Source organism: Streptomyces sp. NBC_00190 (assembly GCF_036203305.1).
Lineage (GTDB): Bacteria > Actinomycetota > Actinomycetes > Streptomycetales > Streptomycetaceae > Streptomyces.
Genome location: NZ_CP108131.1, coordinates 492,038 through 517,194, shown reverse-complemented (window position 1 = coordinate 517,194; position 25,157 = coordinate 492,038). Strand labels below are relative to the sequence as shown.

Genomic DNA, 25,157 nt, shown 5'->3' with positions numbered 1-25,157 from the left:
AACGGGTGGGTCCTCCTCTTTGGATGCGTTCCTCGACCCTCAGGTTGCAAAAACATGCAATAAATGTCGTTTAGGCTTCAAATGAATGCGTCCGCACGCCCGTCCACTGGCGGGAGTTCGGGACGGGTGGTGGCGGACGTCATGTGGCGGGGCAGGGTGGGTTGAAGTCGACCGCCGGGAAGTACTGCGCCCATTGCGCTCTGGTGATCCGGGGGTACGCGCTGTCGCAGACGCGTGCGGCGACCCTGTCCAGGCCGGTGTCCCAAAGCCGGATCGTGAAGTCGTTTCCGCCGGTGGCCAGGGACGTGCCGTCCGGGCTGAACGCCACGGCCGGTACGGGGTTCGAGTGGCCGGTGAGGACAGCGGGAGTCGCCGCACCGCTCACGTCCCACAGCAGGGCCTTGCTGTCCGCGGCGCCGGCGGCCAGACGGCGGCCGTCCGCGTCGAAGACCAACGTGTAGAGCAGGGAGCCGGACGCCGGTAGCTGCGTCACCTTCGCCAGGCGGTCGATGTCGTCGGCGTCAATCAGCCAGACCGTCCTGTCCTTTCGGTGGAAGGCGGCCAGTCTCCGGTTGTCGGGGCTGAATACGCCGCCGGTCAGAGGGTCGGATCGGAACGGGGACGGCAGTTCCCTGGGGCTGCGCGGATCGCTGATGTCCCAGAACCGCAGCGAACCGGACTCGCCGGTGCTCGTCACCAGCGTGCGGCCGTCCGGCCGGAACGAGGCCATCGTGACGTCCGGCCCGTCTTCGGCGATCCGGCTCAGTTTCCGGGGACTGCCGGGATCGGTCAGGTCCCACAGTCCGGCCGTACCTTGTGCCCAGACGGCCAGCAGGCGGCCGTCCGGGCCGAAGCCGGCGCCGCCGACTTCGCCGGCGCCGGGGGAGAGGACCGATGCCAGGTGCGGCCTGCGTGGATCGGTCACGTCCCAGACGCGGACGGTGGTGTCCTCGCTGGCGGTGACGAGGGTTCGCCCGTCCGGGCTGAACGCCACGGACCGGACGAACTTGGTGTGTCCGTGCAGGACCGACAGCGGCCACAGGGCCCGGCCGCCGGTGACCTGCCACAGGCGTGCGGTGCCGTCCCAGCTGGCGCTGGCGAGCAGGTGGCCGCCGGGGCCGAACGCCAGGGACGTGACCACGTCGTCATGGGTCGCGAGCGATAGGTCCCGCACGTCCAGGAGCCGGTCGGAGTTGGCGAGCACGCGGCCGTCCGGGGTGAACGCGGCTTGGTAGAACCCGCCCTCAAGCGTACTGACCCGCTTCGGGTTTGCCGGGGCGGCGACATCCCAGAACTGGGTGGACCCGCCTACCGAGACGAGCGTGCTGCCGTCCGGACTGAATGCCACCGACCAGACGATCGCGGGATGGCCGAGCAGGACGGCCGGCGGCTGCGTCCGCGGGCTGCTGCCGATGTCCCACACCCGTGCGGTGCGATCCCAGCTCCCGGTCGCCACGGTCCCGCCGTCAGGGCTGAAGGCGGCCGAGGTCACCGTGTCGGTGTGCCCGCGCAGGACGTCGAGGAGGACCGGATGGGCGGTATCGATGACATTCCACAGCCTGGCGGTGGTGTCGCCGGTCGTAGCCAGCGTGCGGCCGTCCGGGCTGAACGTCACCGAGGTGACCGTGCCGGTGTGGCCCGGCAGGGTGGCCAGCAGCCGCGGGTGGTGGGGATCGTTCACGTTCCACAGCCGTACCGCGCCGTCGGTGTGGCCGGTGGCGATGACGCCGCCCGGCCGGTACGCCACCCACGACGGGGCGGACGGCTGGTCCGGCAAAGTGCTCAGCTCGACGGGCGCACGCGGGTTCGCCACGTCCCACAGCCGCACCGATCGGTCGCTCGCCGTGGCCAGGATCCGGCCGCCCTCACCGAACGCCACCGACCTCAGCCGCTCCGACTGGTTCAGGACGGCCAACTGCACTGGGTGGTGGGCGTCCCCGATGTCCCACAGCCGGACCGTGCGGTCCCAGCTCGCGGTGGCCAGGACCGTGCCCTTCGGGGCGACGGAGACCGAGACCACGTCGGAGGTGTGGCCGGTGAGCCGACTCGTGTACGGCGTCGCGAACGTGCTCATGAGCTGGTCGCGGACGTCGCCGGTGGCTGCCAGCCGGTACGCGGCCAGGTTCAGCTGCGCCGCGAGCGAGGGGTTTTGCTGCCGCACCTCGGCCGCGTCCGCGGCGGCCTTCCGCCCGAGGGCCACGTTGCGCTGCTGGATGGCCGAGTCCCGCGAGTCGATGGCCAGCCCGCCCGCGGTCGCTGCAATGACCACCAGCACGGTGAGCAGTGTGACCAGCTGCCGCAGGCGGACCGCCCGTCGCCTGACCGCCGCCATCTCGCCGGCCTGCGCTTCCTGACTCGCATCGAGGAAGCGCCGTTCCTTGGAGGTCAGCCGGCTGCCTTCCGCGGCGGTCAGGTCCAGCGCCGCGGCCAGGCGGGCACCCCGGTACAAGGCGTGCGGGTCGCGGTCCTGCGCCTCCCAATCGGCGGTCGCGTCGGTGAGCTGCCGGTGCAGGATCAGCCGGTCCCGGTCCTCGGTCAGCCAGGCGCGCAGCCTCGGCCAGCACCGGATGACCGCCTCGTGGGTGATCTCGACGCACCCCTGGTCCAGCGTCACCAGACGTTGCCGGGCGAGGGATTCGAGCACGTAGGCGGTGTCGGGGTTCGGGTCCAGCTCCTCCCTGGTGATCCGGCGCCTGGTGTCCTCAGTACCGTCGCCCAGCGCGGTCAGCCGGAGGAACAGCGATCTGGCGAGGTCCTGCTGCACCGGCGACAGCGCCTGGTAGGCGGCCTCGGCGGTGTGTGCGAGCGCGTGCTGGATGCCGCCGGCCGCCAGATACCCGTCCAGGGTCAGGCGGCTGCCGCTGCGGCGGCGCCAGGTCTCGGCCATCGCGTGCGAGACCAGTGGCAACGCACCCGGCTGGCCGGTCGCGTCCGCGACCACGGCCGCCAGCAGCGGGCCGGTCACGGTGCAGTCGGCGAGCACGGCCGGTCGGGTGATGGCCTCGCGCAGCTCCTGGCTGCTCATCGGACCGACCGCGATCTGCGCGTCGCGCATCGCCCCGACCAGCCGGGGGTCCTGGACGCAGTGGCCGTAGAAGTCGGCGCGCACGCCGAGTACCACCCGGGTCCGGCTGGTCGCCGCCGTGCTGGCCGCGATCAGCATGCCGATGAACGCGTCTCGTTCGTCCCGGTCCCTGCAGAGGGTGAAGACCTCCTCGAACTGGTCGACAACGATCAGCGTGTCGACGTCCGGTGTGCGGTCGATCACGGCTTGCCGGATCCGCAGGTGCAGCGCCACGGGATCGTCCATCAGCTCGGTCACCAGCGCGCCGGGAGCCTCTCCCGTTGCCGCGGCGAGCTGGATCGCGCACTCCTCCACGGGGTGCGGACCCGGTGTGAACAGCATCACCGGCCACTCCGATGCCCGCGCGCGGGCGACGAGCCCCGCACGCAACAACGAGGACTTCCCCACTCCGGACGGCCCGAAGACCGCCAGGAACCGGTGGTCACGCACCTTCGCGAGCACCTCGTCGGTCAGCCGCTCGCGCCCGAAGAAGCGGTCGGCGTCTTCCGGCTGGAACGCCGACAGCCCCGCGTACGGTGTGCTCTGCCGGCTGGTTTCCCCGGGCTCATCGCCGTGTGCGCTCGCGGCGATCTCGGCGGCGACCGCATGCCATCGGGTTTCCCATTCGCGGTGGTCACCCTGACACGCCTCGACATACGCGAGCGTGACGCCAAGGCTCGGAAACCTGTACCCGCCCGCTGCGTCCGACAGCGTCGTGGACGAATAGTGCGCCTTCTTGGCCAGTGCCCGATATGGCGGCCGTCCCGCCGCCTCGCGCAGCTTCCGAAGGTCGGCCGCGAACCGTGTCAGCGGACCGGTGTCCAGGTCGAGCGGGCGTTCGGGGCGTGGCATTGCCTTCCTCTCTGCGCCTTTCCGCAGTCGTGATGGGTGGTGTTTGTCCAGCTTTTGATGTCCGGAATCCCCGTTCCGGCGCCGGACATCAACCGGCGGCTAGAGATGGGCCAGCGCAACCGCGCAAGGGCGATACGAAGGAGACACCATGAGGTCTGTCCGACGACTGATGCTGCTGGCGGCGGCCACCGGGCTGCTGGCCGGCGCTGCTTTGACGGGCGCGCCCGCTTTCGCCGCGGCGCCGCTGCTCAAGTCCAACCTGAACGGAAGGTGCGTCGACATCTTCATGTTCCACCAGGAGAACGGCTCCTCCACCGTGACGTGGGACTGCACCGGCAACACCAACCAGCAGTGGCGCTGGGACGGTGAGCAGATCCGCTCCAGCATGAACGGCAAGTGCCTGGAGATCTACGGTCCCCATCTGGGTGACCAGGGCTCGGTGGCCATGTGGGACTGCAACGGCGGTCTCCACCAGAAGTGGTTCCGCAACGGCAGCGAGATCCGAAACCGGGTGAACGGGAAGTGCCTCGACATCCTGGGCGGCCGGCCTGAGAACGGCCAGCTCCTGGTGAGCTGGAGCTGCAACGGCGCGCGGAGCCAGAGCTGGGACTTCTGAACGAGGGCCCGGCCCGGCACATCGCGTGCCGGGCCGGGGCTCGGTCGCGATCGCGCCGACAGCGCTGTCCGAGATGATGTCGAAAGAGTGGGCCTACGGGGCGGAGCGTGGGGACTGACCCCAGCCCGGGGGCAGCAATTCCCAGGAACCGTGGCGAAGCCACTCGCTGAACGTGGCCGGGCGGGCGCTGCCCGCGTGATCGAGAGACAGCGGGACGATCAGGTCGCAGGTGGCGCGGCCGTCCCACCACACTGTGCCGGCGAGAGGGCCGGTGACTGCCAGCAGCGTGTAGAAGCCACAGCCGTTGTCCTGCAGGATCACGGCTCCTGCGGTCTTGTGGTCCTGGAAGACCTCGTACTCCTGGTCCCAGGTCTGCCAGGCGGCGGCGTAGGCCTGCTCGTCGGCGAATTCCTCCAGTCGCGGTTCGCGCGCGTCCAGTTCGGCGTTCGCGATCAAGTAGGAGTCGGGGTGGGGGAAGGGCAGCGCCAGCAGCTCCGCCGGCGTGTCACGGTCAGCGCCCCAGTCCCAGCCCCACTCCTTTCGGCACGGTTGGAACACGCGCTTGGCAGGCTTCGCCTCCTGCAGATACGCGCGGTATGCGGCCGGGAAGGACACACCGAGCTCGTGCTCGGCCATGGCCAGCTCGGCCTCGGTCAACGGCGCGGGTATGGACGGATGATGCATGGTGCCGAGCCTAGAGCCGACCGTCCGCTCGCGGGGTCTGCAGGTCATCGGGGGTCACCGGTGGCGTCGGCGGCCGCGCCGCCGCCCTGCCCGTTGTGGCGGCGAAGGGCCCGTCCAGGGCAGCCCATTGCAGGAGCAGGATGGTCTTGCCGTCGGTGATGCGTCCGTCGCGGACCATGGCGAGGGCGTCGGTGAAGGGCAGTTCGAGTACGTGGATGTCCTCGCCGTCCTCCTCGAGTCCGCCGCCGTTTCCGGTCCGGTCGGCCGGGGTGTAGGGGGCGGCGTAGAAGTGCAGGCGCTCGGTGACGGAGCCCGGGCTCATGTAGGCGTCGAGGACGTGGGTGAGCGAGCCGAGCGTGACACCGAGTTCCTCGGTGCTCTCGCGCCGGATGGCGGCGAGCGGGTCCTCGCCGTCGAGGAGCCCGGCCGCGGCCTCGATGAGCATGCCGTCCGGGTGGTCGTTGACGTAGGCCGGATAGCGGAACTGACGGGTGAGCAGCACGCGGCCGCGTTCGGCGTCGTAGGGGAGGACGACCGCGCCGTTTCCGCGGTCGTAGGTCTCGCGCTGCTGGGTGACCCAGCGTCCGTCGCGGCGCCGGTAGTCGAAGGTGGTGCGGCGCAGGACGTGCCAGCCCTGGGAGGTGAGCTCCACGTCGCGGACCACCACGCCGGGATTGCGGTCCAGGTCCCGGCCGGCGTGGTCGAGGCCCGTGCGGCCGCGATGGTCGGGGGTATCGATGCCGGGGCGGGTGTTCACGCGGTCTCCTGCGGGGTGCGGCGTGGGATCTCGTTGATGTCGTGGTAGACGGGCAGGCCGCGGCGGCGGGCGGTGGCGACGTCCTGATCCGCTCCTGTGGAGTCGCCGGGGAGTCGGAGTACGGCGTCGCAGTGGGCGAGCAGGCGCTCGGCGGCCGGATAGAGGACCTGGTCGGCGAGGGCATCGGTGGGGCCTGCGCCGGCCGAGCGCAGGACGGGCAGGGCGACCCACTCCCCGATCACGGGGACGTGGCCGGCGGCGAACACCGGCCAGGCTGCGGCTTCGAGGCGGGCGAGGTTGGCGGCCATCGCCTGCGGGTCGCCACCGGTGCCGGAGCGGTAGGGGCCGGCGATGAGGACGAGCATGGGCTTGTCGGTCATGGTGCGCTACAGTACACGCAGAAACGTGCAAGAACAGGAGAGAATGCGGATGCTGGCTGCCGAGAGACGTGACCACCTTCTGGGCCTGCTCGCCCGAGAGGGCAAGATCGTCGCCAAGGACGTCGCCGCGGACCTGGGAATCTCCGAGGACAGCGTGCGCCGCGACCTGCGCGACATGGCCGCCGACGGACTGTGCCAGCGGGTCTACGGCGGGGCCCTTCCCGTGTCCCCGGCCATCGCCGACTACGCCGCCCGGCAGACCGTCACCCCTGACGGCAAACGGCAGGTCGCCGCGGTCGCCGCCGCGCTCGTGCGGCCCGGCAGCGCCGTGATCCTGGACGGCGGCACCACCGCCCTCGCCGTCGCCCACGCCCTCCCGCCGGACCTGGCCTGCACCGTGATCACCCACAGCCCGACGATCGCGGCCGCACTGCTCGACCACCCCCGGGCCGAGGTCTTCCTCCTCGGCGGCCGCCTCTTCAAGCACTCGGCGGTCACCTGCGGCGCGGCCGCGGTCGAGGCCGCCCAGAACGTCTCCGCCGACCTGTGCCTGCTCGGCGTCGCCGGCGTCCACCCACAGGCGGGGCTGACCACCGGCGACGCCGAGGAAGCCGCGATGAAGCGGGCTCTGGCCGCACGGGCCGCGGACACCTACGTCCTCGCCTCGTCCGAGAAGATCGGCACCGCCTCCCGGTTCCGCGTCCTGCCCTGGGAGGACATCAGCGGACTGATCACCGACGCCGACCCCGGCCACCCGGTCCTCGACCAACTCACCGCGCACGGCGTGGAGATCCTGGCGGCCGGCTGACTCGGTTCCTGGCGTACTAGCCGGTGCGGAAGGTGCGGCGGTAGACGTGGGGGCTGATACCGATGGCCGTGTGGAGGTGCTGGCGCAGGCAGGCGCCCGTCCCGATGCCGGCGCGCTGGGCGACGAGGTCGACGGGCCAGTCGGTGGTCTCCAGGAAGTGACGTGCGAGGTCGACGCGTTGCCGGGTGAGCCACTGGCCGGGAGTGGTGCCGACCTCGGCGCGGAAGCGGCGGCTGAACGTACGGACGCTCATGCCGGCGTGAGCGGCGAGGTCGGACAGGGCGAGCGTCTCGGCTCATCACCGGCCAGTACGGCGAAGCTCGGACCCCCGTACCGTCGACGAAACACAGCACCGGACTATGAGGCCGGCGCCTCACCTCACATTTCGCGGGCCTGCGTCGTCGGACTACCGAGACACCACCGATCCACCGCCGCGAGATTGAAGTGAGGACCACATCATGGCCGTACAGACGACGACAGCGCCGGGCAGATTCACGTTTCTGCAGGTCTCGATCGCCTTGCAGACCTTGACCCTCTTCTTCCAGGCGGCTTCCGCCGGACTGCTGCTGTCCACGTCCTACGGCGAGACGCTGCACGGCGTCGGAGCGCGCGTGATGTACGGCGCGACGATGCTGTACGTACTCGCCGCGATCCTGGCGTGGCGGCCGGGCGGCGGCTCGCCACGGCCCATCCTGTACGCGTCCGGCTTCCTCGCACTCGCCTCGGTGCAGGTGGTCCTCGGCATCGCGCACAAGCCGGCGCTCCATGTCCCCTTGGGTGTCCTGATGTTCGGCCTGAGCGTGCTGGCCCTGGGCCAGGCGCTGTCCAGCGTCCTCGGTGTCAACCCGCGACGACGTACCCCGTGACACGAACCCAGGCATCAAGGCCCGCTGCCCTGTCAGTTCCCGGCACCGTGATGGGGGCCTGACGCTCGGAGCCCGGGTGTGGACCTTCAACAACGACGGACCGAGGAAAGCGGCAGCTCTGGGCCGACGTCGCGCCTCAGGGCCTGCCCTGCGCCCGTTCCAGCTGGTCCAGCGGGCGCAGTACGCAGCGGTTCAACAGCAGCGAAGGGCTGATCAGGGTCGAGCCGACCTCATGGCCCTCCTTGACGCAGGTGTACGGGGAGCTGTTCACCGAAACGTCGTTGCCAACGGCGGTTACCTGGGCGGCCAGCGCGGACTTCTTCGCGCAGACGACTGCGGGACCCAGCACCTCGTCCGTGAGTTGGCCCGCCCGCACCCGGCGCACCCACAGCAGTTCGAGGATCAGCAGCCCGCGTACCGAGTACCCGCCGACGGCGGTGCCCAGCAGCCAGCCGTCACCCATCTGCCGCAGAAGCTCCGTCGGTGAGTACGGTCCCGGCTCGACGTCCAGCACACTGCACCGGGGCACGGAGGCCCCGGCACCACCCCGGCCGTGCCCGGTGCTCCGGCCCCCGCTCAGCCGACGGGTGGCCCGGTGGGTCAGCAGGCCCGTCCAGCGGCCCTCCGTCAGCAGCGTGACCGTACGGGCCGGGGTTCCTTCGTCGTCCTCGCGGTAACTGCCCGCGTACGGACGGGCCCCGGGAGTGTCCCGGACCGTCAGCGGGGCTGCGGTCCAGCGATCACCCAGGACCCGGTCGGCCGAGGCCTCCTGGGCCAGGTAGTTGTCCGCCTCGCTGGTGTGGCCGAAGCATTCGTGCACGAACACCCCGGCCGCGGCGGGGGAGAGGAGCGCGGCCCCCGACAGTGGCTGCGTGAGCGGCGTCCGCAGGGCCAGCAGCGCGCGGTCGGACCGCAACTGGCGGACGCCCCGCTGGATTTCGCCGGCCACGAAACCGCGGTCGTAGGCCGCGACCCCCCACTGTGGAGTATGGCCGTGGCGCGCGGGGCCGAGCCTGATGTGGACGCGCACCAGTCCGTCGTCCCCTTCCCCCGAGGAAATCTCCGCCCCCCGGCCGAGCAGTTCCGCGGCCTCCCTGAGCGCGCCCGGGAGCGGATCCCCGAGCGGATCCCCGAGAGGGTCACCAACTGGATCCCCGAAGGTCACCCCAGCAGTTTCGGGGAGGGCGTCACCCACGGCTCAGCCTGCTGATCGCCTCCTGGCAGCCGGCCATGAGCTGCTCACCGGCCGGTGTCAGCTCGGCCGCCTCCAGCAGGTTCTTCTCGGCGGTCCGCAGCTGCCCCGCCTTCTGGAGCCGGTAGCGCTCCAGGCGGTCCAGCTCGATGGGATCGCTCTCCGTCGGCTGGTAACGCCCGGCGGCGTACGCGTCGTTGATGAAGGACAGGATGCCGTGCAGGATGTGCCCGAGAGGGCGCTCGGCGTCGACGAACGGCGAGTAGTGGGTCGCCTTGGGATTCCGCACGAGCGACACGCAGTCCAGCACTCCACTGAAGCGCTGATGGGTGGCCTCGTGCACGAGCGACTGCGCCAGCATGTACGCGGGGCGCTCGCTGGTCAGGACGAGCCCGCGCAGCCCGTGCACGCTGAAGTTCAGCGGCTTCAGCCCGCGATGGCCGCCCAGCGCTCCGAAGGCCCGGATGTCGGTCGCGACCACGGCCAGCCCCTCGGGCCACACCTGCTCCAGGATGTCCGCCGCCGCCTGCAGACGTGAGGCGAACGAGCGGGCACGTACAGGATCGAGCCGGACGGCCTCCTCGTCGCCCTCCGAGGCCCAGCCGAGCAGGAGCGACCCCTGAGCGAGACCGTCCCCGGTGACCACCGGTGCCGAAGCGCCGCCCGGCCCCCCGCCGCCCAGCCGTACGAAGGCGGGAGCCGCGGCCGACTCGTACGCCAGACAGTCTGCGAGCAGGCGCAGCAGCCGCGCCGGATCCGCGGCGCCCACCTCGCTGCGCCAGATCCAGCCGGTCACCTCCGGCCGCAGCGCCCAGTGCAGAGCCGCGTCCACGTCCATGCCGTCCAGCAATTCGCGGACCGCCGTCAGCGCCGGGTCCGAGCGGTGCTCCGCGTCCAGCCGCTGGACGGCGCGCAGTGCGCGGACCAGGTACTGCCTGGCGACCACTCGGTTCAGCCGCGTATTGGCCGCTATGGCCTCGGGCCCTTCGGCGAGCACGATCAGCGACAGGTCCGGCAGCCCAGCCGCCGACCTGTCCGCTGCCAGATCCTTTACGCGCATGGTTCTCCCACCTAGATCTTCCGGGCCCGGGCCACGGTCCGCAGGGCCCGCACCAGCGCCCCCTCAAGCCGGTCGAGGTCGGCGCCACCGGGCGGCAGAGGCCCCCACCAGGCCTCCTCCTCCGACAGTCGGCGCAGCAGCGGCCGGAGGTACTGGTTCAGGGCGGATTCCGCGTTGTAGGAGAAGGAGACGCTCACCGAACCGCCGTCCTGCTGCGCCCCCTCGGTTCCTTCGTGCGGGGCGAACACCGGGAGGTACAGCACGTCGCCCGGGGTCAGTTCGACCTGGAAGGGCGTCTCGGGCAGTCGGCCCGACGGAACGAAGCCCTTCGTCTCCAGCATCCGTTTGCGCTGCCGCTCCTGCGAAGTGTGCTCCGGAAGGCCGACCAGCCAGTTCTTCGACCCCAGCTGCTGGACGACGAAGTTGTCGCTGTGGTCGAAGTGACAGCCGATGCCGGCGCCCCGGCCCCGCGTCACCGAAAGATCGGCGGTGCACTGCTCCCAACCGAAGCGCTCTGCCAAAGCCGCGCAGGCTTCGGCGAGTTCGCTCAGCGCGTGCTGCGCCTGGTTGACGAACAGCACCTGGCCGTCCTCGCGCCGGTGCACGTCCGCCTTCGGCTCGTCAGGCTTGCGCTGGGGCTCGTCCGCCAGCCGCCGTTCCAGCGCCTCGATGTCGGACCAGTCGAGGGCGGGGGAGAGGAAATCGTCCCCGCAGCCCCGCCACACCACCGGCCGGCGGCGCCAGAACTCGCGGTAGAAGAGATCGACGTCCAGTTCCCGGCTCTCGACCAGCCCCGACTCGCCCACCAGCCCCGAATCACCCGGCAGACACGATTCGTCCGTCACGCTCGCCCCACCCCTTCCGCTGTTCCCGCTCATCGCAACCCCCAGGCACCCAGCCGGTTTTCCAGCGCCTCGCGGACCTTCGGCGCGAGCTCCTCGCCGCGTCCGGTGAGGACCGCGACGAGCGCATCGAAGACCGCCCGGCTTCCGCCGCCGATGACACAGCGGTCCGGAGCGGCGAGATACATCGTGGGAACCAGACCCCATGCGGCCGGCGCCTCGGCATAGTCGCGGAACGCGTACAGCGTCCCCTCGTGCACCGCAGAGCCCGCCAGCCCGACGTCGAAGGTCGCACCGGCCCCGGTGGCGATCGCCTGGGCCACGGCCACCGCCGCCTCGTGGTGGACGAGCGGCTCCACGCCCGCCGCCTCACCCAGCGCGCCGGAAGGTCCGGACAGCCCGGACTCCGCCACGAATCGGTGGAAGCACTCCGGAAGCAGCCTGCCCCGCCCCGCGGGCGAGAAGGGAACATCCCGGAACTCCTGGAACTGCGGTGAGGCGATGAAGAGTTCTGCGATCTCATGGGGCGTACGGCCGGTGCGCTCGCGGACGACCTCCAGCGACCGGGGGAAGATCCGCCCCAGGCCGGGCCCCGTACCGGTCCCGCCGCTGACCACCTCCGAGCGGATGTTCCGCCCGACCTGGGCGAGTTCCCGTACGTCGACCCGCTCGAAGGCGGTGATCAGATCCGCGTCGAGTCCCAGCCCAGGATGGGACGGCCCGCCCTCGATGAAGGCGGTGCGTACGGACTTGTCGTGCAGCAGCCGGTCCAGCACGTGCAGGATGCGCTCGTGCCGCCCGGACTCGGTCGGGCGGTGAGCCGGCCCAGGCAGGTGATCAGGCAGCACGGGTCTCCTCCTTCCACGCCCGCACCAGGGAGAAGAGCCGCTCGGCATTCGGCCGCGACTTCGGCACGAGCTCCCCGGCGGCGTCGAACTTCGGGTCCTCGTACGTGACGCCGGCCAGCCGCGGCATCCTCGGCAGAAGATGTTCGAGCAGGGTCAACTGCTCGTCGAGCAGCACCCCGTGGTGCAGGTCCCGGAAGCGCCCGTCGACGATCTGGCAGCCCGACAGGTGTACCTCGTGGCAGCGGTCCAGGGGCAGGGCCTCCAGCCCGTCGAGCATGCGCTCCCCGGTGCGCCCCATCAGCCATTGGTAGGCGAGGATGTGCCCGATGTCGACCGTGGCGAGCGCACCCGTCTCGCGGATCACCGTGTCGAAGAACTCGAAGGCGTCCATGGTCCCCACCAGAAAGCTGCCGCCCTCGGTGAAGCCCGGGAACTCCACCGACAGCGGCGCGTCCAGCCGCTCGACCCACTCGCCGACATGGCTGACGCAGCGCCGCAGCCCCTCGGCGGTCAGTACCGGCGGCATCGGATACGGCAGGCTCCGGCCGCCCAGGGACCATATGCCGAGGTCCTCGATCACCCAACGGAACCCGTAGCGCTCGATGAGGGCGTTGGTGAAGTCGGCGATCGCGGCCTTCTCGTAGCCCTCGGGACTTCCGGTGTTGAGCATCGTGTGGTGGAACGCGCGCGGACGGCCCGCGCCGAACAGTTCGAAGAGCCGGTCGTAGGCCGGGAAGTAGCGCTCCGGCTCCAGCGGTCCGTAGTCGATGGGCTGGAAGGCGACGAACATGTAGTCGTACTCCTGCGCGCTCCGCCCGAGGAACGCCGTCACCTGGTCCGTGGGGCGTCCCTCGCCGGCCTTGTCGAAACCGATCCGTTCGCCCCAGACGAGGTCCATGCCCAGGCCAAGTCCCAGTTTCTCCATCAGGAGACCCCCTCCACTCCCGGCTGATCCAGTACGAGCAGTCGTTTGTCCACCATGCGCGAGAGCCAGCGCCGGGCCTCCGGGCCCTCGGCGGTGAGCCGGCCGTCGGTGGTGCGCTCCACCCCCGGTGGCAGGGCCGCCATCCGGGGCCAGGCGACATCGGCCAGGAACCACTGTTCGCGTACCACGTCCAGGGCGACGCCGAACCGCGGTTTCACCCGCGCCCTGGCCGTCGTCAACGGCCCGGCCCCCGCCCCTGCCCCCGCCCCGCGCGCCGTCTCCGGGCGCTGCGCGAGGTCGGGCCGGCTCGCACGCTCCGCGTCGGGAACGGCCTCCACCGCCATGCGCAGCAGCCGCTGCCGGGCTTCTTCGGTCGCCGCTTCGTCGAGCAGGGCGCCGCCGATGCGTCCCGAGGCGAAGGCCAGGCCCTCGTTGGTGACCAGGTATTCGTCGTCCTGCCGGATCCGGCGGCTCTCCCACAGATGGCTTCCCGGCTCGGCGACGAGCAGCTGCATGGTGTCGAGGCCCATGTCCTCGGGATGGCGCTGGATGACCTCGACCGTGTCGCGGTACGCCTGCGCGGCGGCCGGATGAGCGAAGCCGTCCATGAAGGACAGATTGGTGGTGATCCCGGCCGCGGTCAGATTCCCCACGGCCAGCTCAGCGTGCCGGGCATCCTGGCCCTTCCGCAGGGAGTCGAGGATGTCCTGCTGGTCGGTTTCGTACCCGGCCGACATCTGCACGCAGCCAAGTTCGTACAGCCGCTTGCAGAACTCCAGCTCAGCCAGCTCCGGTTCGAGCCGGGCCCGGACGCGGAAGGTCAGCGAAACGCCCTGGTCGCGTACCGCCTGCATCACGCGGATCAGATGCCGCAGTCCGGTGTTCTCGTCGGTGACCGCCACATCCGTGATGCCCAGCCGGGCGGCGAGCGCGACCAGATGCGCGGCGGCCGCCTCCGGGGCGATTTGCTGGAAGGCCCGGGCGTCGTGGTAGCGGTTGCCGTACGAACAGAACGTGCACTTTCCCCAGAAGCAGCCGACGGTGAGCCGGTAGGGGAACTGGTGGGCCTGGTTGCTGTAGTCGGCGAAGTCGAACTGGCCGAAGTCCGGCATCGGCTGGTCGTTCAGCACGAAGCCGTCCGCAAGCCCGGCCACCTCCAGCCGCGGCTCCGGCTCCACCTGCAGTGCCGACTCCAGGCCGTGTTCCGGCCCGGGTTCCTGTTCCGCGGCAAGCGGCTGCGGGCCGGCGGGCATCGGCCCGCCGAGGACCTTCGCGAGATAGTCCTCGCCGTGCCCGAGGCACCAGTGGTCGACGAGACGCGCCGACGCGACCCTGTGGCGCAGCGCCTTCTCCCACATCTGCACCGTGGGCCCGCCGACCATGATCCGTTGCTCGGGACGCCGCTGCTTGAGCAGCGTGCACAGCGCGAACGTGGGAACGAGCTGGCTGAAGAACGGTACGGAGAACGCCAGGACCCTGGACCGGTGTTCGTCCAGCAGTGCTTCGAGACGGTCGGCGCCCCAGCGAGCAGACCAGCCCTGGGTACCGGCCCGCACCAGCTCGTCCAGCCGGGACATCAGGACGGGACCGGGCAGCATCCACCCGTCCCGGGTGGCCTGCTGGGTGACGTAGCGGACGATCGCGCGGATCGCCACCTCCTGGTCGAAGCCGGAGGTGCGGTCGCGGGACCGGTCCAGCAGCCGCTGGCCGTGATGCTCCCGGTAGCGATCGGAGACGCGACGGAAGACCTCCTTGGCAGGGGGCCGCAGCCCTGCGCCGGACCCGGGCCGCTCGGGGTCCCTGCCCGCCAGGTCCTCGCCCGCCGGGCGCCGACGCAGGACCGCGTCGCGGTATTCAAGGTTCAGATCGCAGCAGACCACGCCGTAGCCCTGGGCCGTCCACGCCGCGGTGAGCTGCGGAAGCGCGAGGTACGGGAACTGCACCGCTTCGCTCACCGGCGGCATCACCAGCAGTACGTCACTGCCCGGGCCGCCCGTCATACCTGCTCCGTGCCCGTCCCCGCAGCGCGCGGGCCGACGCCCTGCGGGCCGGTCAGCCCGCCGATCAGCTCCAGGCGCCGGCCGGCCGCGACCGCGCCCTCCCGGTCGCCCGCGTGCTGCGCGAGCAGTCGCAGCGTGCGCCAGACCCCGGCCCGTAGCGGCAGTTCGTCGGCCAGGCCGCGCAGCTCGTCCAGGGCCGGGCCGGGACCGTCGAGCCGGGCAGTGGCCCGCACCGACATGATGCGCGCGTGCATCGCCAGGGTGTCCCGGCCGTCGACGGCGATCGCCTCGCGCAGCCAGTTCCTGGCCGTCCGGTGCCCTCCCCGCGCGTAGTGGGCGATACCGATCTTGTACGCGAGCCAGCTCGACCGGTACCCGTCGGCTGCGGCCCGTTCGTAGAACCCCTGGGCCTGCGCCGGGCTCTGGGAGGCGAGGGCCAGACCGCGCAGCGCGATCGCCACGCCGGGCGCGGCCTCGGTACTGCTGCCGCGCTCCGCCGTCCCCGTACCGTCCTTGTCCTCGTCCTCGTCCGCAGGCAGCGCGTTCCCCCGGTGGACGTTGAGCAGCAGGTCCTCCGGCCAGGGCGTCGAGGGCAGGAAGGAGGAGGTACGGGCCCGCAGGCCCAGCCGTGCGGCGACGTCGTCGCCGACCCGGCGGAACTCGTGGGGCAGGAAACCGGACCGGGTCGACCAGGTCATCGCTGACAGCTCACCGCCACAGGCGGTGACCAGTCCGGCGAGGTCCTCCACGGAATGGTCCGCCCGGCCGTGCTCGTCCATCAGCCAGTCCAGGTCGATGTCGACCACGACGTCGTGGGACACGTGCGCCACGAGATGCCGGGTGAGCAGATCGGGCGGTACGACGGCGAGCCGCACCCCGCACAGCCGGACGGTCAGGCAGCAGTCGCTCATCCTGGGTTCGGCCTCGGCGCCGCCCGTGGCGATCAGCGAGACGGAGTCCACCGCGGTCCCTGCCCAGCCTTCGTGGGAGGTCCAGCTCGGCACCCACACCAGATCGGTGAGTCCGCCGGCGATCGCGGCCGCCGACCAGAAGTCGTCCAGCCCGAAGGCGCCGGCAACGCCCCGGACCGGGAGCCTTCGTAACAGCCCGGCTGGGTCCTCGCCCCGGGCGGCCGCCCGGCTCAGGGCCTCCTCGCCGCCCGGGGCGAGCGGTTTGAGGTCGAGGTGACGGTCGAAGCAGACGACGGTGCGGTCCCGGTAGAGGCCCTCGGTCCAGAGGGCCGCCACCTCACCGTGCTCCTCGAAGAGGTCAACGTGTCCGGACATCCTCGGCCCGTTCCGCGGAGATGGCCTCCGCTGATTGCGTCTGCGTCTGCGTCTGCGGTTTCCGCTGAGCGGAGCCGAAGCGGCGGGTGTCCGGGCTGAGCATCGTCAGGGCGGTGGTCACGAGAACGAGGACACCGGCCCAGAGCATGATTGATTCCGCGTCGAGGAAGCGGAGCAGTGCCGCGCCCAGCAACTGGCCGAGCGGCAGCGAAGCGAAGGAGAAGAAGAAGTCCGCAGAGAACGCGCGACCGTGCAGCCGATCGGGCACCTCCCGCCGCAGCCCCGCCATCTTCACCACGTCGAAGGCCTGCTGGCCGATCCCGCCGACGACGAAGGCGGCCGTCAGCAGCAGCACCGATTCCGTCAGCACCGGCGCCAGCGCGGTCAGGCCGAACAGGCCGAGCAGCCCCAGCGCGTACAGACCGCGGCGGCTGCCTCGGATCCGGCCGCCCAGGAAGGCGCCGAGTACCGTTCCCGCCGCGAAGGAACCGAGGACCAGCGCGTAGACGGTGGCGCTGTGTCCCCGTTCGATGATGAGCACCGGCAGGGCCACCATCCAGGGCCCGACGGCGAACAGGACGTGCACCACGGCCAGCAGCTGTACGTAGCGCAGCCAGCGCACCCGCCACAGCACGGCCAGGCCGCCCAGCGCGGAGCGCAGCAGAGGCTCCTCAGGCTCCTGCTCTTCCGCTTCCTTCCGCTGCTCCGGCCCGGCGAGCTCCCCGGCAGGTTCCCCGGTCTGCCCTCCGGCCAGTTCCTGGGAGCCCTCGGTGCTCTTACCGGCTTCCGGCGCGGCGGACTGCGCCGCATACCGGCCACCGGCCCAGCGGGTGGCAGCTGCGGAGAGGCCGAAGGTCACGGCGGCGGCGAGCGCGCCTGCCGACGGGCTGAGCAGTGCGATGAGTGCGGCAGCCAGCGTCGGTCCCACGATGCCCGAGGTGTTGCGCATGCCCTCCAGCAGCCCGTAGGCGGCAGTGATCCGGTGTTCCTCGGCTTCCTCGTCCTCCTCCGAACGGGTACCGGACGCAGGGTCCTTCCCGGGCAGGATGCGAGGCGCGATGACGAGCAGCGCCGGCTCGCTCACCGCCTCGCAGAGTCCGATGACGATCGCGACGGCGAGGACGACCGCGTTCAGGTCTCCGTGCCAGAAGAGGGCCAGGGCGATCAGTGCGAACACCCGTGTGGCATCAGCAGCCACTGCGGCGATTACCGGATTAATGCGATCCAGAAGAGCGCCACTGAAGAGAACCACACCGCCCAGTGCGAGAAATCGGGCCGCGAATGCTGCCCCAATGGTCTCTGCCGGAGTTCCCGCCTGCGCAGCAGCAACAACGACGATGATCGGGAAAAGTGCATCACCGAGTAGCGAGACTGCCTGCCCGAAACAGAGTGCCGCGAAACGCCTGTGGCCGAGCAGATCAAGATAGATTCTCACGGGGGCGGGAAGCCTTTCTCGCGCTGAAGCCGGCCGCCGGCCCCGGGCGGCCTGAAACGGTGAGCAGCGAGCTCAGAGCCGCTGCGGGGCCGACGGCCTGCTCAGAGTCAGTTCCGGAAGCGGAACGCGTGGAACGCCACGCCCTCGTCCAGGTCCTCGGCCTCAAGCACTTCGAGGCTGTCGAGGGACTCGATGTCCTCGATGAGGTTCTGCTCGTTCGTGGACTCGCCCATAATTCCTCCACATAAGGAAGGTAGAACCGATAGGCGGATGCCTATCGGCGGAGCGGTCCCGATTCTAGGGAGCCTGCTTCGCGCCAGTAAAGGGGTGAATGCAGGATGGCCGGAACGGCGCCAGGAATAGAAGGTTTAATTCATCTGTGACTGTCTGACCTCGGTCGATGGTCGATGAAACTGGAATTCCGAATTCAGGTATCTGGCTTGATTTCACCTTGAGTCCAGGGCTGGCATGCAGACGTCCGGGGCTGGATCCTTCGGTCCGTTGGTGCGGCCCGGGTCCGGCCGCATGAGCTGGTTCTCACCTGCGCTGACGCGATGCCGTCCGATCCGGCCGGGCCGATGTGCAGCACGGCCGGGACGGCGACCTCCGAGGAGCCGGTCCGCCCTACGAACCCACACGGCCGCCGTCGACAAGGAGCGATCCTGGGTGCTGAGGCCGACCCGGCATCGGAACCTACCCTTCGCTACGGCGCCGGGCAGCGCGCCGGATCACGAAGGCGATCGCGACGACGGCTACGAGCACGATCAACAGGATGACGACAACGGCAGCGATGCCGAACTTCTTGAAGAAACTGCTCTTTTTCTTCTTTCCGCTCTTCTTTCCGCTCTTCTTCGAGTCCGAGACGGTCGTCCCGGCCGCAAGGTCCTGGACCCCCGCAGCCGACGCCAGCACCTCGCCGGAGGCCGTCTGTGCCACCGCACCGACCGCACCGACCGCATGGATCCGCACGGGCGCCGCGTGAGCACTCGCCTGCGGCCCCATCAACAGCCCGGCCAGCACAAGAGCCGCGACCGTTCCCACTATTCTTCCCATCCGCACTGCGTTCCCCTGTCATCGGAAGCCTGTCGGAGCTGCTCGCGACCGACTGCTGCTGCTGAATTCTCTACCCCCGGACGGCGGTCAGCACCAGAGCCTGCGGGAAGCGGCGCCTTCCACCGGAAGCCGGCTCGTGGCTCGCTCGTTTGCGAAGGGGGCCGCCGACGCACTAGACGATCAAGTCCTATGCCTGGCGGCGGGTGATCTCAGGCTCGGAGTGCCTGATCAACACGGGGAGTTGATGAGATCCGGCACCCCAACCCCGTGTCACGGGGCTGGGGCGTCCGTCGCTTCTGCGGTGACGCGGGCCCGAGCGCGCTCGATCTCGTTGATGTGGGTTTCCGCCCATTGCCGGAGTGCGGTGATCGGCCCGGCGAGGCTCCGCCCCAGCGTCGTGAGGTCGTACTCCACCCTGGGCGGGATGGTCGGGTACACCGTGCGGGTGATGAATCCGTCGGCCTCGAGGCTGCGCAGGCTCTGGGTGAGCATCTTCTGCGAGACGCCCTCAATGCGTCGGTTCAAGTCGGTGTAGCGCATGGTGCCTTCGAGGAGGGCGTCCACGACCAGGATCGTCCACTTGCCGGCGATGTGGTCGAGGACCTGTCGCGTCGGGCACTTCGCGGAGTAGGCGTCGGCCGGCAGTCCGGAGGACTCCACCACAGTCTTCATGTGAGGAGAGTAACGCACTAATTAGTGCCTTCTTCCTGTTGGAGAGTCACTCTCCAATAGTTGGTGGCATGACGAGCCACACGCTTTCTGTCGCGGACGCGATCCGCACTCGCCGCACGGTGCGCCACTACCGGCCCGATCCGATCCCGGAGGACGCCCTCACCTCGCTGCTCGAACTCGCCGTCGAGGCGCCCACCAGCTGGAATCTGCAAGACCGATCGATCGTCGTGGTCACAGACGACGAAGGCCGCGCCGGACTGACCTGGGCCAGCGGAGGCCAACCCCAGCCGCAGGAAGCCCCCGTGGTCCTGGTCTTCGTTGCCGAGCCGCAGTCCTGGCGTGACGATCACAGCGACGTCTACGACCAGGCCCGCCGCAACGGTGCCTGGAACGACGAGTTCATCGCCATGTTCTCCGCCGCCTCAACGGCGTTCCAGGAAGACCTCGACCAGCGTGGTCTGCTGCGGGAATATGCCGTGAAGGACGCCGTGATCGCGGCCTCCTTCCTGATGCTCGCCGCCACGGAGATGGGCCTGGCCACCTCGCCGATGAACGGCTGGGACGAGGCCGAGGTGAAGAAGGTGATCGGGATCGCAGACCGGCATGACCTGGCCATCGCCCTGCTCGTGTCGGTTGGCTACCCGGCGGAAGAGCGGCGCCATCCCGGTCGGCGCGCCTTGGAGCGCAACGTCTTCTACGAACGGCACGCCGCTCAGGAGAGTGCCGGACGTCGGAAATAGGCGCCTCGCGCCAGGTCGTCGCCGTGTACGGGCTCGCCCTCCACGACGACGAGCGGTGCGTGGAAGGGGCGCGCCGCCTTCCCCAGCGCCGCCCGGCACCCCGCACGAGTACGAACTCGACGCGGTATGGCGATATGAGCGGTGCCGCGACGGCCGCTGACGCCACCGCCCGGGCCGCGCCAGCGGCATGCCGTGACGGAGTGCCGCCCACGCCTCGTGGCTCGTCCACGGCACCCCAGCGCGCGAGCGCCCGAGTGGGTGGCGGAAGGCTGCGCCGACACCTCCGTCGTCTACGAGCCCGCCGCCATCAGGGCACAGCGTTGGCCACGTGCTTCGGCCCCGACGACTGCTATGGAGTCGCCTGGACGCGTGTGCACCTCATCGAGACGGCACCCGGTCCGGCGCCGCGGCTGGAGGGGCCGGGACCGGAGGCGGGTGACTGGAACCTGACTCTGTGGGCGCGATGGGGCAGCGAGGAGCCCACGACTTGACGGCTTGGCTGCATGAGGTGTTACCCACGCGACAGCCGAGGGGAGAGGGCTGTTTCGACTTCCGAGAAGCAGGGAGCGCCGGACGTCGGCGTAACAGGCGAACCTTCACGCCGGGCTCTCCCGGCTCGCCGCGTACGGGCGTGATGCCGGACGTCGCCCACTGGCGCTGCGGTACCTCTGAAGATGCTGGTCGGGGTGGGTTGTTAGGGTCCGGGCATGACGCGTCTGAAGGTTGAGATATCCGTTCCCGAGAGTCATGTGGAGGCGGTGATCGATGCTCTCCACGCGGCCGGAGCGGGACGGGTTGGCGAGTATGCCCGGTGCTCCAGTGTTTGGCGGGTGACCGGCACCTGGCAGCCGCTGCCTGGCGCGCAGCCATATGACGGCGAGGTGGGCGTCGTACAGTCCGGCGAGGAATGCAGGATCGAATCCGTCTGCGATGAGGAACAGGCCCGTGCAGTCCAGCAGGCGGTTCGCGTCGCCCACCCGTATGAGGAAGCGGTCATCCACTTCTTGCCCTTGTACGAGCCGTGAGCAGCCTGACTGCCCGCCGTTCATGCCCGAAACGAAGCCCAGCTCCTGCGGCAGGTACTCCCACTGGATGCCCGTATGCAGCACGAACAAGATGCCGCGCAAGGCCGGCCGATCCGGCACCCCGCAGCCACCTTAGGGTCCTCGGGCCCGGCTGCGGGGGTTTGCGCGGCGATGCCGGGCGCGGCCGGGGCGGCCGTACCGCTGTAGGCGGCCACGAAGGCGGGGCGGGCCTGGCCGCGCGGTCCGGGCTTGCGGGTCTAGCCCGGCGGTCCCGCACGATGCCGTTCGGCGGCCAGACAAAATGCGAGCTCCCGCCGGTGGACCCGGCCCGCGTACCGACCCGCGTCACGTCCGCCGCAGAGCGGTCGGCCCCTAGCCGGGCACTGGCCTCGGCCCGCTCTCCGACCAGTGTGTACGTGCGAGCCTCGCAATCGCCGGCGCCACAGGCCCGGAGTCAGGACGGCGTGGGGGCGAGCGACGCGGCAGCCTCCCAGGCGAACCCGTCCGGGTCGGTGAAGGTGTCGGCGGTGCTGCCGAGGACGATGCGGTGCGAGCCGGTGCCGTCGGCGGGGACGCCGAGGTCCTTGGCCAGAGCACGGCGCTTGTACAGTGCCAGCTTGACGGGGCTGGACTGACCGGTGGCGAACTCGGTGTACTTGCCGCCGAAGCTCTTGGCCACGGTCAGGCCCCGGCCGACGTAGAACTGCTTGGTGGCCTTCACGTCCTCGACGCCGAGCAGCAGGACGACCTCGTCGATCTCGCGGGTGGCGGGGCCGGTGTCCTTCTTCGCGGAGGTCGCGATCTTCCAGATCGTCCCGTCCGGGGCCTGGACGACGCCGCCGTACCCCCACAGTGACTTCGCGGCGGGCTTCAGCACCGTGGCGCCGGCGTCCACGGCGGCGCCGACGAAGCTGTCGACAGTGGCCGGCCCGGACACCGTGAGCGCCAGGGTGAAGCCGCGGAATCCGGTCGATTGCGCTGCGGACGCCCGCAGGCGTACGTACGTTTCCACGCCGAAGGCGCCGTAGAAGAGGCGGGCGGCCTCGGGGTCGGCCACCTCAAGGGTGACGGACGCGAGGGACGTGTTGGCTGCGATGGAAGCGGTGGTTGCCATGACCATCACGCTAGGGGCTGAGCGGCGGCGGGGGCTTCTCGATTCCTGACCGGTCTTGAGCCTTGCTTCGCCACGCACGCCTGCAACCCCTCCTCCTTGATCGAGTGGGGCGACCATGTGTCGTGGTGGGCCGAGGCGGCGCCGCGTTCGGGTCGGGCCGCCGTGGCCCCGCCGTTGCTCCGGCTTCCCCCCGTGGCCTCGGCGCTCTTCGGGCGGTCCGTGTGCCGGCGACGAGCAGCCGCGAAGGTGCTTCGGACCTCGTCCTCCGCCGCCCCCCCGGCGGGAAGATCCTCACCTCTAGGAGATCTCAGGTCTGCGCGACCAACCGATGGCACGAGCTCACGGTTCGCTGACATCGGACACCAGGAGCGACAGCGAATCCAGTCACGCCTCGCCCAGGAATCCAGGATCGGACGGCCCCATCTGCCGGGCGAAGTCCGAGGCGACTGCGAGTACCTCGCGCATCGGCACAGGCCGCCGGCTCGTGGCCGCGAGATCGGCGTGAGCTTCCTCGGACCACAGGAACGGATAGATGGAAACACCCTGCCCGAAAGCCAGGGCCGCGGCCTCCTCACGCCAGCCGGGCCAGCGCAATCCGTCATAGAACGTCGCCAGCCTGCCCGAGAGCAGCCAGGCGACCCACCCGGAATGGCCCATCTCCATCGCCTCCCACGCCAGAGTGTCGGGAGCGAAATACGTCATCTGGCCAGGTGCCCCAGGACGGCCCGCAGCCGCGGGATCGCCACCGTTCAACGCGAAGACCCCTCCGACAACGTCGTGGCCGACGACAAGACCTGTCGCGGGATGCCAGCCAGGTTCGAAGCCTGCGGGGAAACGGTTGACCTGCGCCAGACTCGGAAGTCTCCCATCCGCGACCGAACCCGACCCCGAGCCCCCGCCGAACACCCGCACCCACCCGTTGTCGACGAGTAGTCCGCCGGTGTTCAGTGCCAGAGCGCCCAGCATCGATCGCGCACTGACCTGCAGCTGCAGAAGGCATCGGCGTCCCTCGTCGATGTCGCCGGGCAGCACTTGAACCGGCACGGAGCTCGCCCCGACCATCCCCTGAAGCTCCGGCCACGCCGGATCGTCCACATTGATCAGCTCATCGATCGCTCGCATCCGAGGATGGTCGCACCCTTCGGCACCGCCGCCTCATGTGGGTTGGACCGCGATCACTCGAAGGCCGGGTCGATGGATCAGGCGGCCGCCACCGATGTCCCGGGTCGCTCGGGCGTGACGCGCGACGACCTCATGACTGGCGGCATCGCGGCGCGGTCGCTGTGGTGCACGCCGACCACGCCGCCCTGCCCTGCGGGGGGATCAGCCCCCGATGGGGCGGAAGATCCCGCCCGGAATGACCACCGGTCGGTCGATCGCCTTGAAGCGGTACTCCATGCTCACGTCGTCGATCAGGAACGGCATCCGGTTCGCCGCGTCCTCGATCACCATGAAGCTGATGTTCACCTTCTGCGGCGACGAGCTGTAGAAGGCGTCGGGCAGCGTGACCGTCACCTTCTCGTAAGAGCCGCTGGTCCCGCCCTTGTTCATGCGGTCGTGCAACTCGTGGGGCGTACCGTCCTCCGCCGTTGCCTCCACGATCAGCTGACGGAAGCCGAAGCCGCCCGCCCCGGAGCTGAGCACGTCGCTGCGCACCCAGAACGACAGCACCGGAACCCGGTACGCCGGGATCGTGACCTGCTGCGAGATGCGGCTCATGCCCGTCAGGCCCTGGCCCCCCAGCTCCGCCTTGCCCGTGCCCGAGTGAGCCGGCCACGCGGAGGAGTTGTTGATCGGGTGCCCGGCGAACGGGGTCACCTTCTCGTTCCAGGACGCGTTGCCGCTCTCGAAGCCGGGGTTCACGATCTCGGACGTGCCCGCGCTGGCGTTCGGTGCGGCTATGAGCATGCCTGTGGCCGCGACGGCCGTGGCGGCGGCGAGAATGCTCGCTCTCCGCGCTTTCTTTCTCATGGGTCTCCCGGCTGTTTCTCGATTTTCGAACGGAGGCGCGCCGCAACAGCCAGGCGGCCGCCCTCCTACCCTCTGACGACATGCCAAGAGGGTGCTGCGGCGGGCTGTGCCCCACGAGTACGGTGGTCAGCCGTCTCAACCGCAGCGCACACAGTAACGCCTCGGTGTGACAATCCCGCCAGGGGCCCCAAGGGGGCGACAGCCAGGCGCGACCAGCACCGATGTCGCGGCGGGCTGCGGCGGTACCGACGTGGAGTTCCCGCCCGCTCCGTAGCCGGAGGACGGCAGGGCCGAGGGTCGTCACCGGTAGGCGATGAACAAGGCCGGAGTCTTCGCGGGCCAGTGTCGTGCGGCCGCGGGCAGCGGCGCGGCGCCGGACGCCGCGAAGGACAGTCGCCCGGCCGGGGTGTCCCGGACGAGCGAACCGCGGGTGGCTCCGGCCCGGAGAACGGGGAGGGGCGCTCCGCGCATTAGCGGAGGGGCAGGCAGGGGCGCATTTTCAGGGGTCTGCTTCAAGACCGCTGTGCGGTGAGTTTTCCATCGGGAGTGAGGGTGAAGACGGTGCGGTGCGTGACGGTGGTGTCGCGGGCCGTCTTGCCGTACGCGTTGAGTTCGATCGCTTCGGCTTTGCCCCAGTTGATTCGGGCTTCGGCGGCCTGCGACCACGTGTTGACCCTGATGTGCGTCGACCAGCCGGCGATGTCTCCGCTTCTCCAGGCTCCCCAACTGCCTTCCGGGAGGAGGCCTGGCGTCTTGCCCTGGAAGAAGCACAGACCAGTGAAAGCGAACAGTGCGGCAGCCAGGAAGCCCAGGGCTGCCGCACGGGAGCGGCGGCTCATCAACGGCACGGTACGTCTCCTCACGGTGCGGATGGAACAGTCGCCGCGTCGCCGGCTGCGCGGCGCGAGTACACACGAGCATCACCACGACCAGCCATTGGCAGCCCGCAAATCACCCTGAATCACAC

General features: G+C 70.2%; 25 protein-coding genes and 3 pseudogenes. 5 read left to right on the top strand and 23 right to left on the bottom strand.

From position 1 onward, the window contains the following. Window positions 1-139: 139 nt before the first annotated feature. Complete coding sequence (locus OG429_RS02750) at window positions 140-3,916, bottom strand: nSTAND1 domain-containing NTPase (protein ID WP_328923650.1); 3,777 nt, start codon at window positions 3,914-3,916, stop codon at window positions 140-142. Window positions 3,917-4,064: 148 nt separating this feature from the next. Between OG429_RS02750 and OG429_RS02745 the strand changes: the two genes are divergently transcribed. After that, window positions 4,065-4,532 carry an RICIN domain-containing protein gene (locus tag OG429_RS02745; RefSeq protein WP_328923649.1) on the top strand — a complete coding sequence of 156 codons (468 nt, stop codon included), beginning with the start codon at window positions 4,065-4,067 and terminating at the stop codon, window positions 4,530-4,532. A 93-nt stretch (window positions 4,533-4,625) separates the two neighbouring features. Here the strand turns inward: OG429_RS02745 and OG429_RS02740 are convergent, their stop codons facing one another. The 3 genes from OG429_RS02740 to OG429_RS02730 are packed head-to-tail and all read right to left on the bottom strand — an operon-like array spanning window position 4,626 to window position 6,353. Further along, complete coding sequence (locus OG429_RS02740; protein ID WP_328923648.1) at window positions 4,626-5,216, bottom strand: SMI1/KNR4 family protein; 591 nt, start codon at window positions 5,214-5,216, stop codon at window positions 4,626-4,628. Window positions 5,217-5,226: 10 nt separating this feature from the next. Next, window positions 5,227-5,973 (bottom strand): NUDIX domain-containing protein, encoded by a 747-nt coding sequence (locus tag OG429_RS02735; RefSeq protein WP_328923647.1) that lies wholly within the window; start codon window positions 5,971-5,973, stop codon window positions 5,227-5,229. Next, a complete protein-coding gene (locus OG429_RS02730; RefSeq protein ID WP_328923646.1) occupies window positions 5,970-6,353 on the bottom strand; it encodes a DUF4406 domain-containing protein in 384 nt (127 codons plus the stop codon). Before OG429_RS02730 ends, OG429_RS02735 begins: the two co-directional genes overlap by 4 nt. A gap of 49 nt (window positions 6,354-6,402) precedes the next feature. Here OG429_RS02730 and OG429_RS02725 point away from each other — a divergent pair, with 49 nt between their 5' ends. Further along, window positions 6,403-7,161: a DeoR/GlpR family DNA-binding transcription regulator gene (locus tag OG429_RS02725; RefSeq protein WP_328923645.1), complete on the top strand. Its 759-nt coding sequence runs from the start codon at window positions 6,403-6,405 to the stop codon at window positions 7,159-7,161. 16 nt (window positions 7,162-7,177) lie between these two features. On the opposite strand, the pseudogene OG429_RS02720 reads toward OG429_RS02725, so the two are convergent. Further along, window positions 7,178-7,453: pseudogene (locus OG429_RS02720) on the bottom strand (helix-turn-helix domain-containing protein); the annotation flags it as partial. 166 nt (window positions 7,454-7,619) lie between these two features. Between OG429_RS02720 and OG429_RS02715 the strand changes: the two are divergent. Further along, complete coding sequence (locus OG429_RS02715) at window positions 7,620-8,027, top strand: hypothetical protein (protein ID WP_328923644.1); 408 nt, start codon at window positions 7,620-7,622, stop codon at window positions 8,025-8,027. A 136-nt stretch (window positions 8,028-8,163) separates the two neighbouring features. Here the strand turns inward: OG429_RS02715 and OG429_RS02710 are convergent, their stop codons facing one another. From OG429_RS02710 to OG429_RS02660, 12 genes and pseudogenes are all read right to left on the bottom strand, one after another. After that, entirely contained in the window at window positions 8,164-9,057 is an 894-nt protein-coding gene (locus OG429_RS02710; protein WP_328923643.1) for a metallopeptidase TldD-related protein, read from the bottom strand. Between the two features lie 157 nt (window positions 9,058-9,214). Continuing rightward, complete coding sequence (locus OG429_RS02705; protein WP_328923642.1) at window positions 9,215-10,279, bottom strand: aKG-HExxH-type peptide beta-hydroxylase; 1,065 nt, start codon at window positions 10,277-10,279, stop codon at window positions 9,215-9,217. Window positions 10,280-10,290: 11 nt separating this feature from the next. Next, window positions 10,291-11,124: a JmjC domain-containing protein gene (locus tag OG429_RS02700; protein WP_328923641.1), complete on the bottom strand. Its 834-nt coding sequence runs from the start codon at window positions 11,122-11,124 to the stop codon at window positions 10,291-10,293. A 29-nt stretch (window positions 11,125-11,153) separates the two neighbouring features. Then, the gene (locus OG429_RS02695) at window positions 11,154-11,969 is read right to left on the bottom strand and encodes a hypothetical protein (protein WP_328923640.1); all 816 of its coding nucleotides are present in this window, start codon (window positions 11,967-11,969) and stop codon (window positions 11,154-11,156) included. Then, the gene (locus OG429_RS02690; protein ID WP_328923639.1) at window positions 11,959-12,894 is read right to left on the bottom strand and encodes a multinuclear nonheme iron-dependent oxidase; all 936 of its coding nucleotides are present in this window, start codon (window positions 12,892-12,894) and stop codon (window positions 11,959-11,961) included. The genes OG429_RS02695 and OG429_RS02690 overlap by 11 nt, the downstream gene beginning before the upstream one ends. Continuing rightward, the gene (locus tag OG429_RS02685) at window positions 12,894-14,894 is read right to left on the bottom strand and encodes a B12-binding domain-containing radical SAM protein (protein WP_328923638.1); all 2,001 of its coding nucleotides are present in this window, start codon (window positions 14,892-14,894) and stop codon (window positions 12,894-12,896) included. Before OG429_RS02685 ends, OG429_RS02690 begins: the two co-directional genes overlap by 1 nt. Beyond that, window positions 14,891-16,180 (bottom strand): hypothetical protein, encoded by a 1,290-nt coding sequence (locus OG429_RS02680; protein WP_328923637.1) that lies wholly within the window; start codon window positions 16,178-16,180, stop codon window positions 14,891-14,893. The genes OG429_RS02685 and OG429_RS02680 overlap by 4 nt, the downstream gene beginning before the upstream one ends. Next, entirely contained in the window at window positions 16,164-17,357 is a 1,194-nt protein-coding gene (locus tag OG429_RS02675) for an MFS transporter (protein ID WP_328923636.1), read from the bottom strand. The genes OG429_RS02680 and OG429_RS02675 overlap by 17 nt, the downstream gene beginning before the upstream one ends. Before the next feature lie 12 nt (window positions 17,358-17,369). Beyond that, window positions 17,370-17,615: pseudogene (locus OG429_RS41360) on the bottom strand (hypothetical protein); the annotation flags it as partial. A gap of 107 nt (window positions 17,616-17,722) precedes the next feature. After that, the gene (locus OG429_RS02670; RefSeq protein ID WP_328923635.1) at window positions 17,723-17,848 is read right to left on the bottom strand and encodes a hypothetical protein; all 126 of its coding nucleotides are present in this window, start codon (window positions 17,846-17,848) and stop codon (window positions 17,723-17,725) included. A gap of 460 nt (window positions 17,849-18,308) precedes the next feature. Next, window positions 18,309-18,656 (bottom strand): hypothetical protein, encoded by a 348-nt coding sequence (locus tag OG429_RS02665; protein WP_328923634.1) that lies wholly within the window; start codon window positions 18,654-18,656, stop codon window positions 18,309-18,311. Between the two features lie 282 nt (window positions 18,657-18,938). After that, a complete protein-coding gene (locus OG429_RS02660; protein ID WP_328923633.1) occupies window positions 18,939-19,340 on the bottom strand; it encodes a winged helix-turn-helix transcriptional regulator in 402 nt (133 codons plus the stop codon). A 68-nt stretch (window positions 19,341-19,408) separates the two neighbouring features. Between OG429_RS02660 and OG429_RS02655 the strand changes: the two genes are divergently transcribed. Beyond that, the gene (locus tag OG429_RS02655) at window positions 19,409-20,080 is read left to right on the top strand and encodes a nitroreductase family protein (RefSeq protein WP_328923632.1); all 672 of its coding nucleotides are present in this window, start codon (window positions 19,409-19,411) and stop codon (window positions 20,078-20,080) included. A gap of 707 nt (window positions 20,081-20,787) precedes the next feature. Continuing rightward, window positions 20,788-21,105: a hypothetical protein gene (locus OG429_RS02650; RefSeq protein WP_328923631.1), complete on the top strand. Its 318-nt coding sequence runs from the start codon at window positions 20,788-20,790 to the stop codon at window positions 21,103-21,105. A 21-nt stretch (window positions 21,106-21,126) separates the two neighbouring features. On the opposite strand, the pseudogene OG429_RS02645 reads toward OG429_RS02650, so the two are convergent. The 6 genes and pseudogenes from OG429_RS02645 to OG429_RS02620 all read right to left on the bottom strand — a co-directional run. Beyond that, window positions 21,127-21,225, bottom strand: a pseudogene (locus OG429_RS02645) (IS5/IS1182 family transposase); the annotation flags it as partial. Between the two features lie 334 nt (window positions 21,226-21,559). Then, on the bottom strand, window positions 21,560-22,225 hold the full coding sequence (locus OG429_RS02640) for a glyoxalase (protein WP_443051224.1): 666 nt from the start codon (window positions 22,223-22,225) through the stop codon (window positions 21,560-21,562). 378 nt (window positions 22,226-22,603) lie between these two features. After that, window positions 22,604-23,341, bottom strand: a complete 738-nt coding sequence (locus OG429_RS02635; protein ID WP_328923629.1) for a DUF2625 family protein — start codon at window positions 23,339-23,341, stop codon at window positions 22,604-22,606. A gap of 201 nt (window positions 23,342-23,542) precedes the next feature. Continuing rightward, a complete protein-coding gene (locus OG429_RS02630; protein ID WP_328923628.1) occupies window positions 23,543-24,190 on the bottom strand; it encodes a hypothetical protein in 648 nt (215 codons plus the stop codon). A gap of 300 nt (window positions 24,191-24,490) precedes the next feature. After that, window positions 24,491-24,661 (bottom strand): hypothetical protein, encoded by a 171-nt coding sequence (locus OG429_RS02625; RefSeq protein WP_328923627.1) that lies wholly within the window; start codon window positions 24,659-24,661, stop codon window positions 24,491-24,493. Window positions 24,662-24,702: 41 nt separating this feature from the next. Further along, window positions 24,703-25,038, bottom strand: a complete 336-nt coding sequence (locus OG429_RS02620) for a hypothetical protein (protein WP_328923626.1) — start codon at window positions 25,036-25,038, stop codon at window positions 24,703-24,705. Window positions 25,039-25,157: the final 119 nt, after the last annotated feature.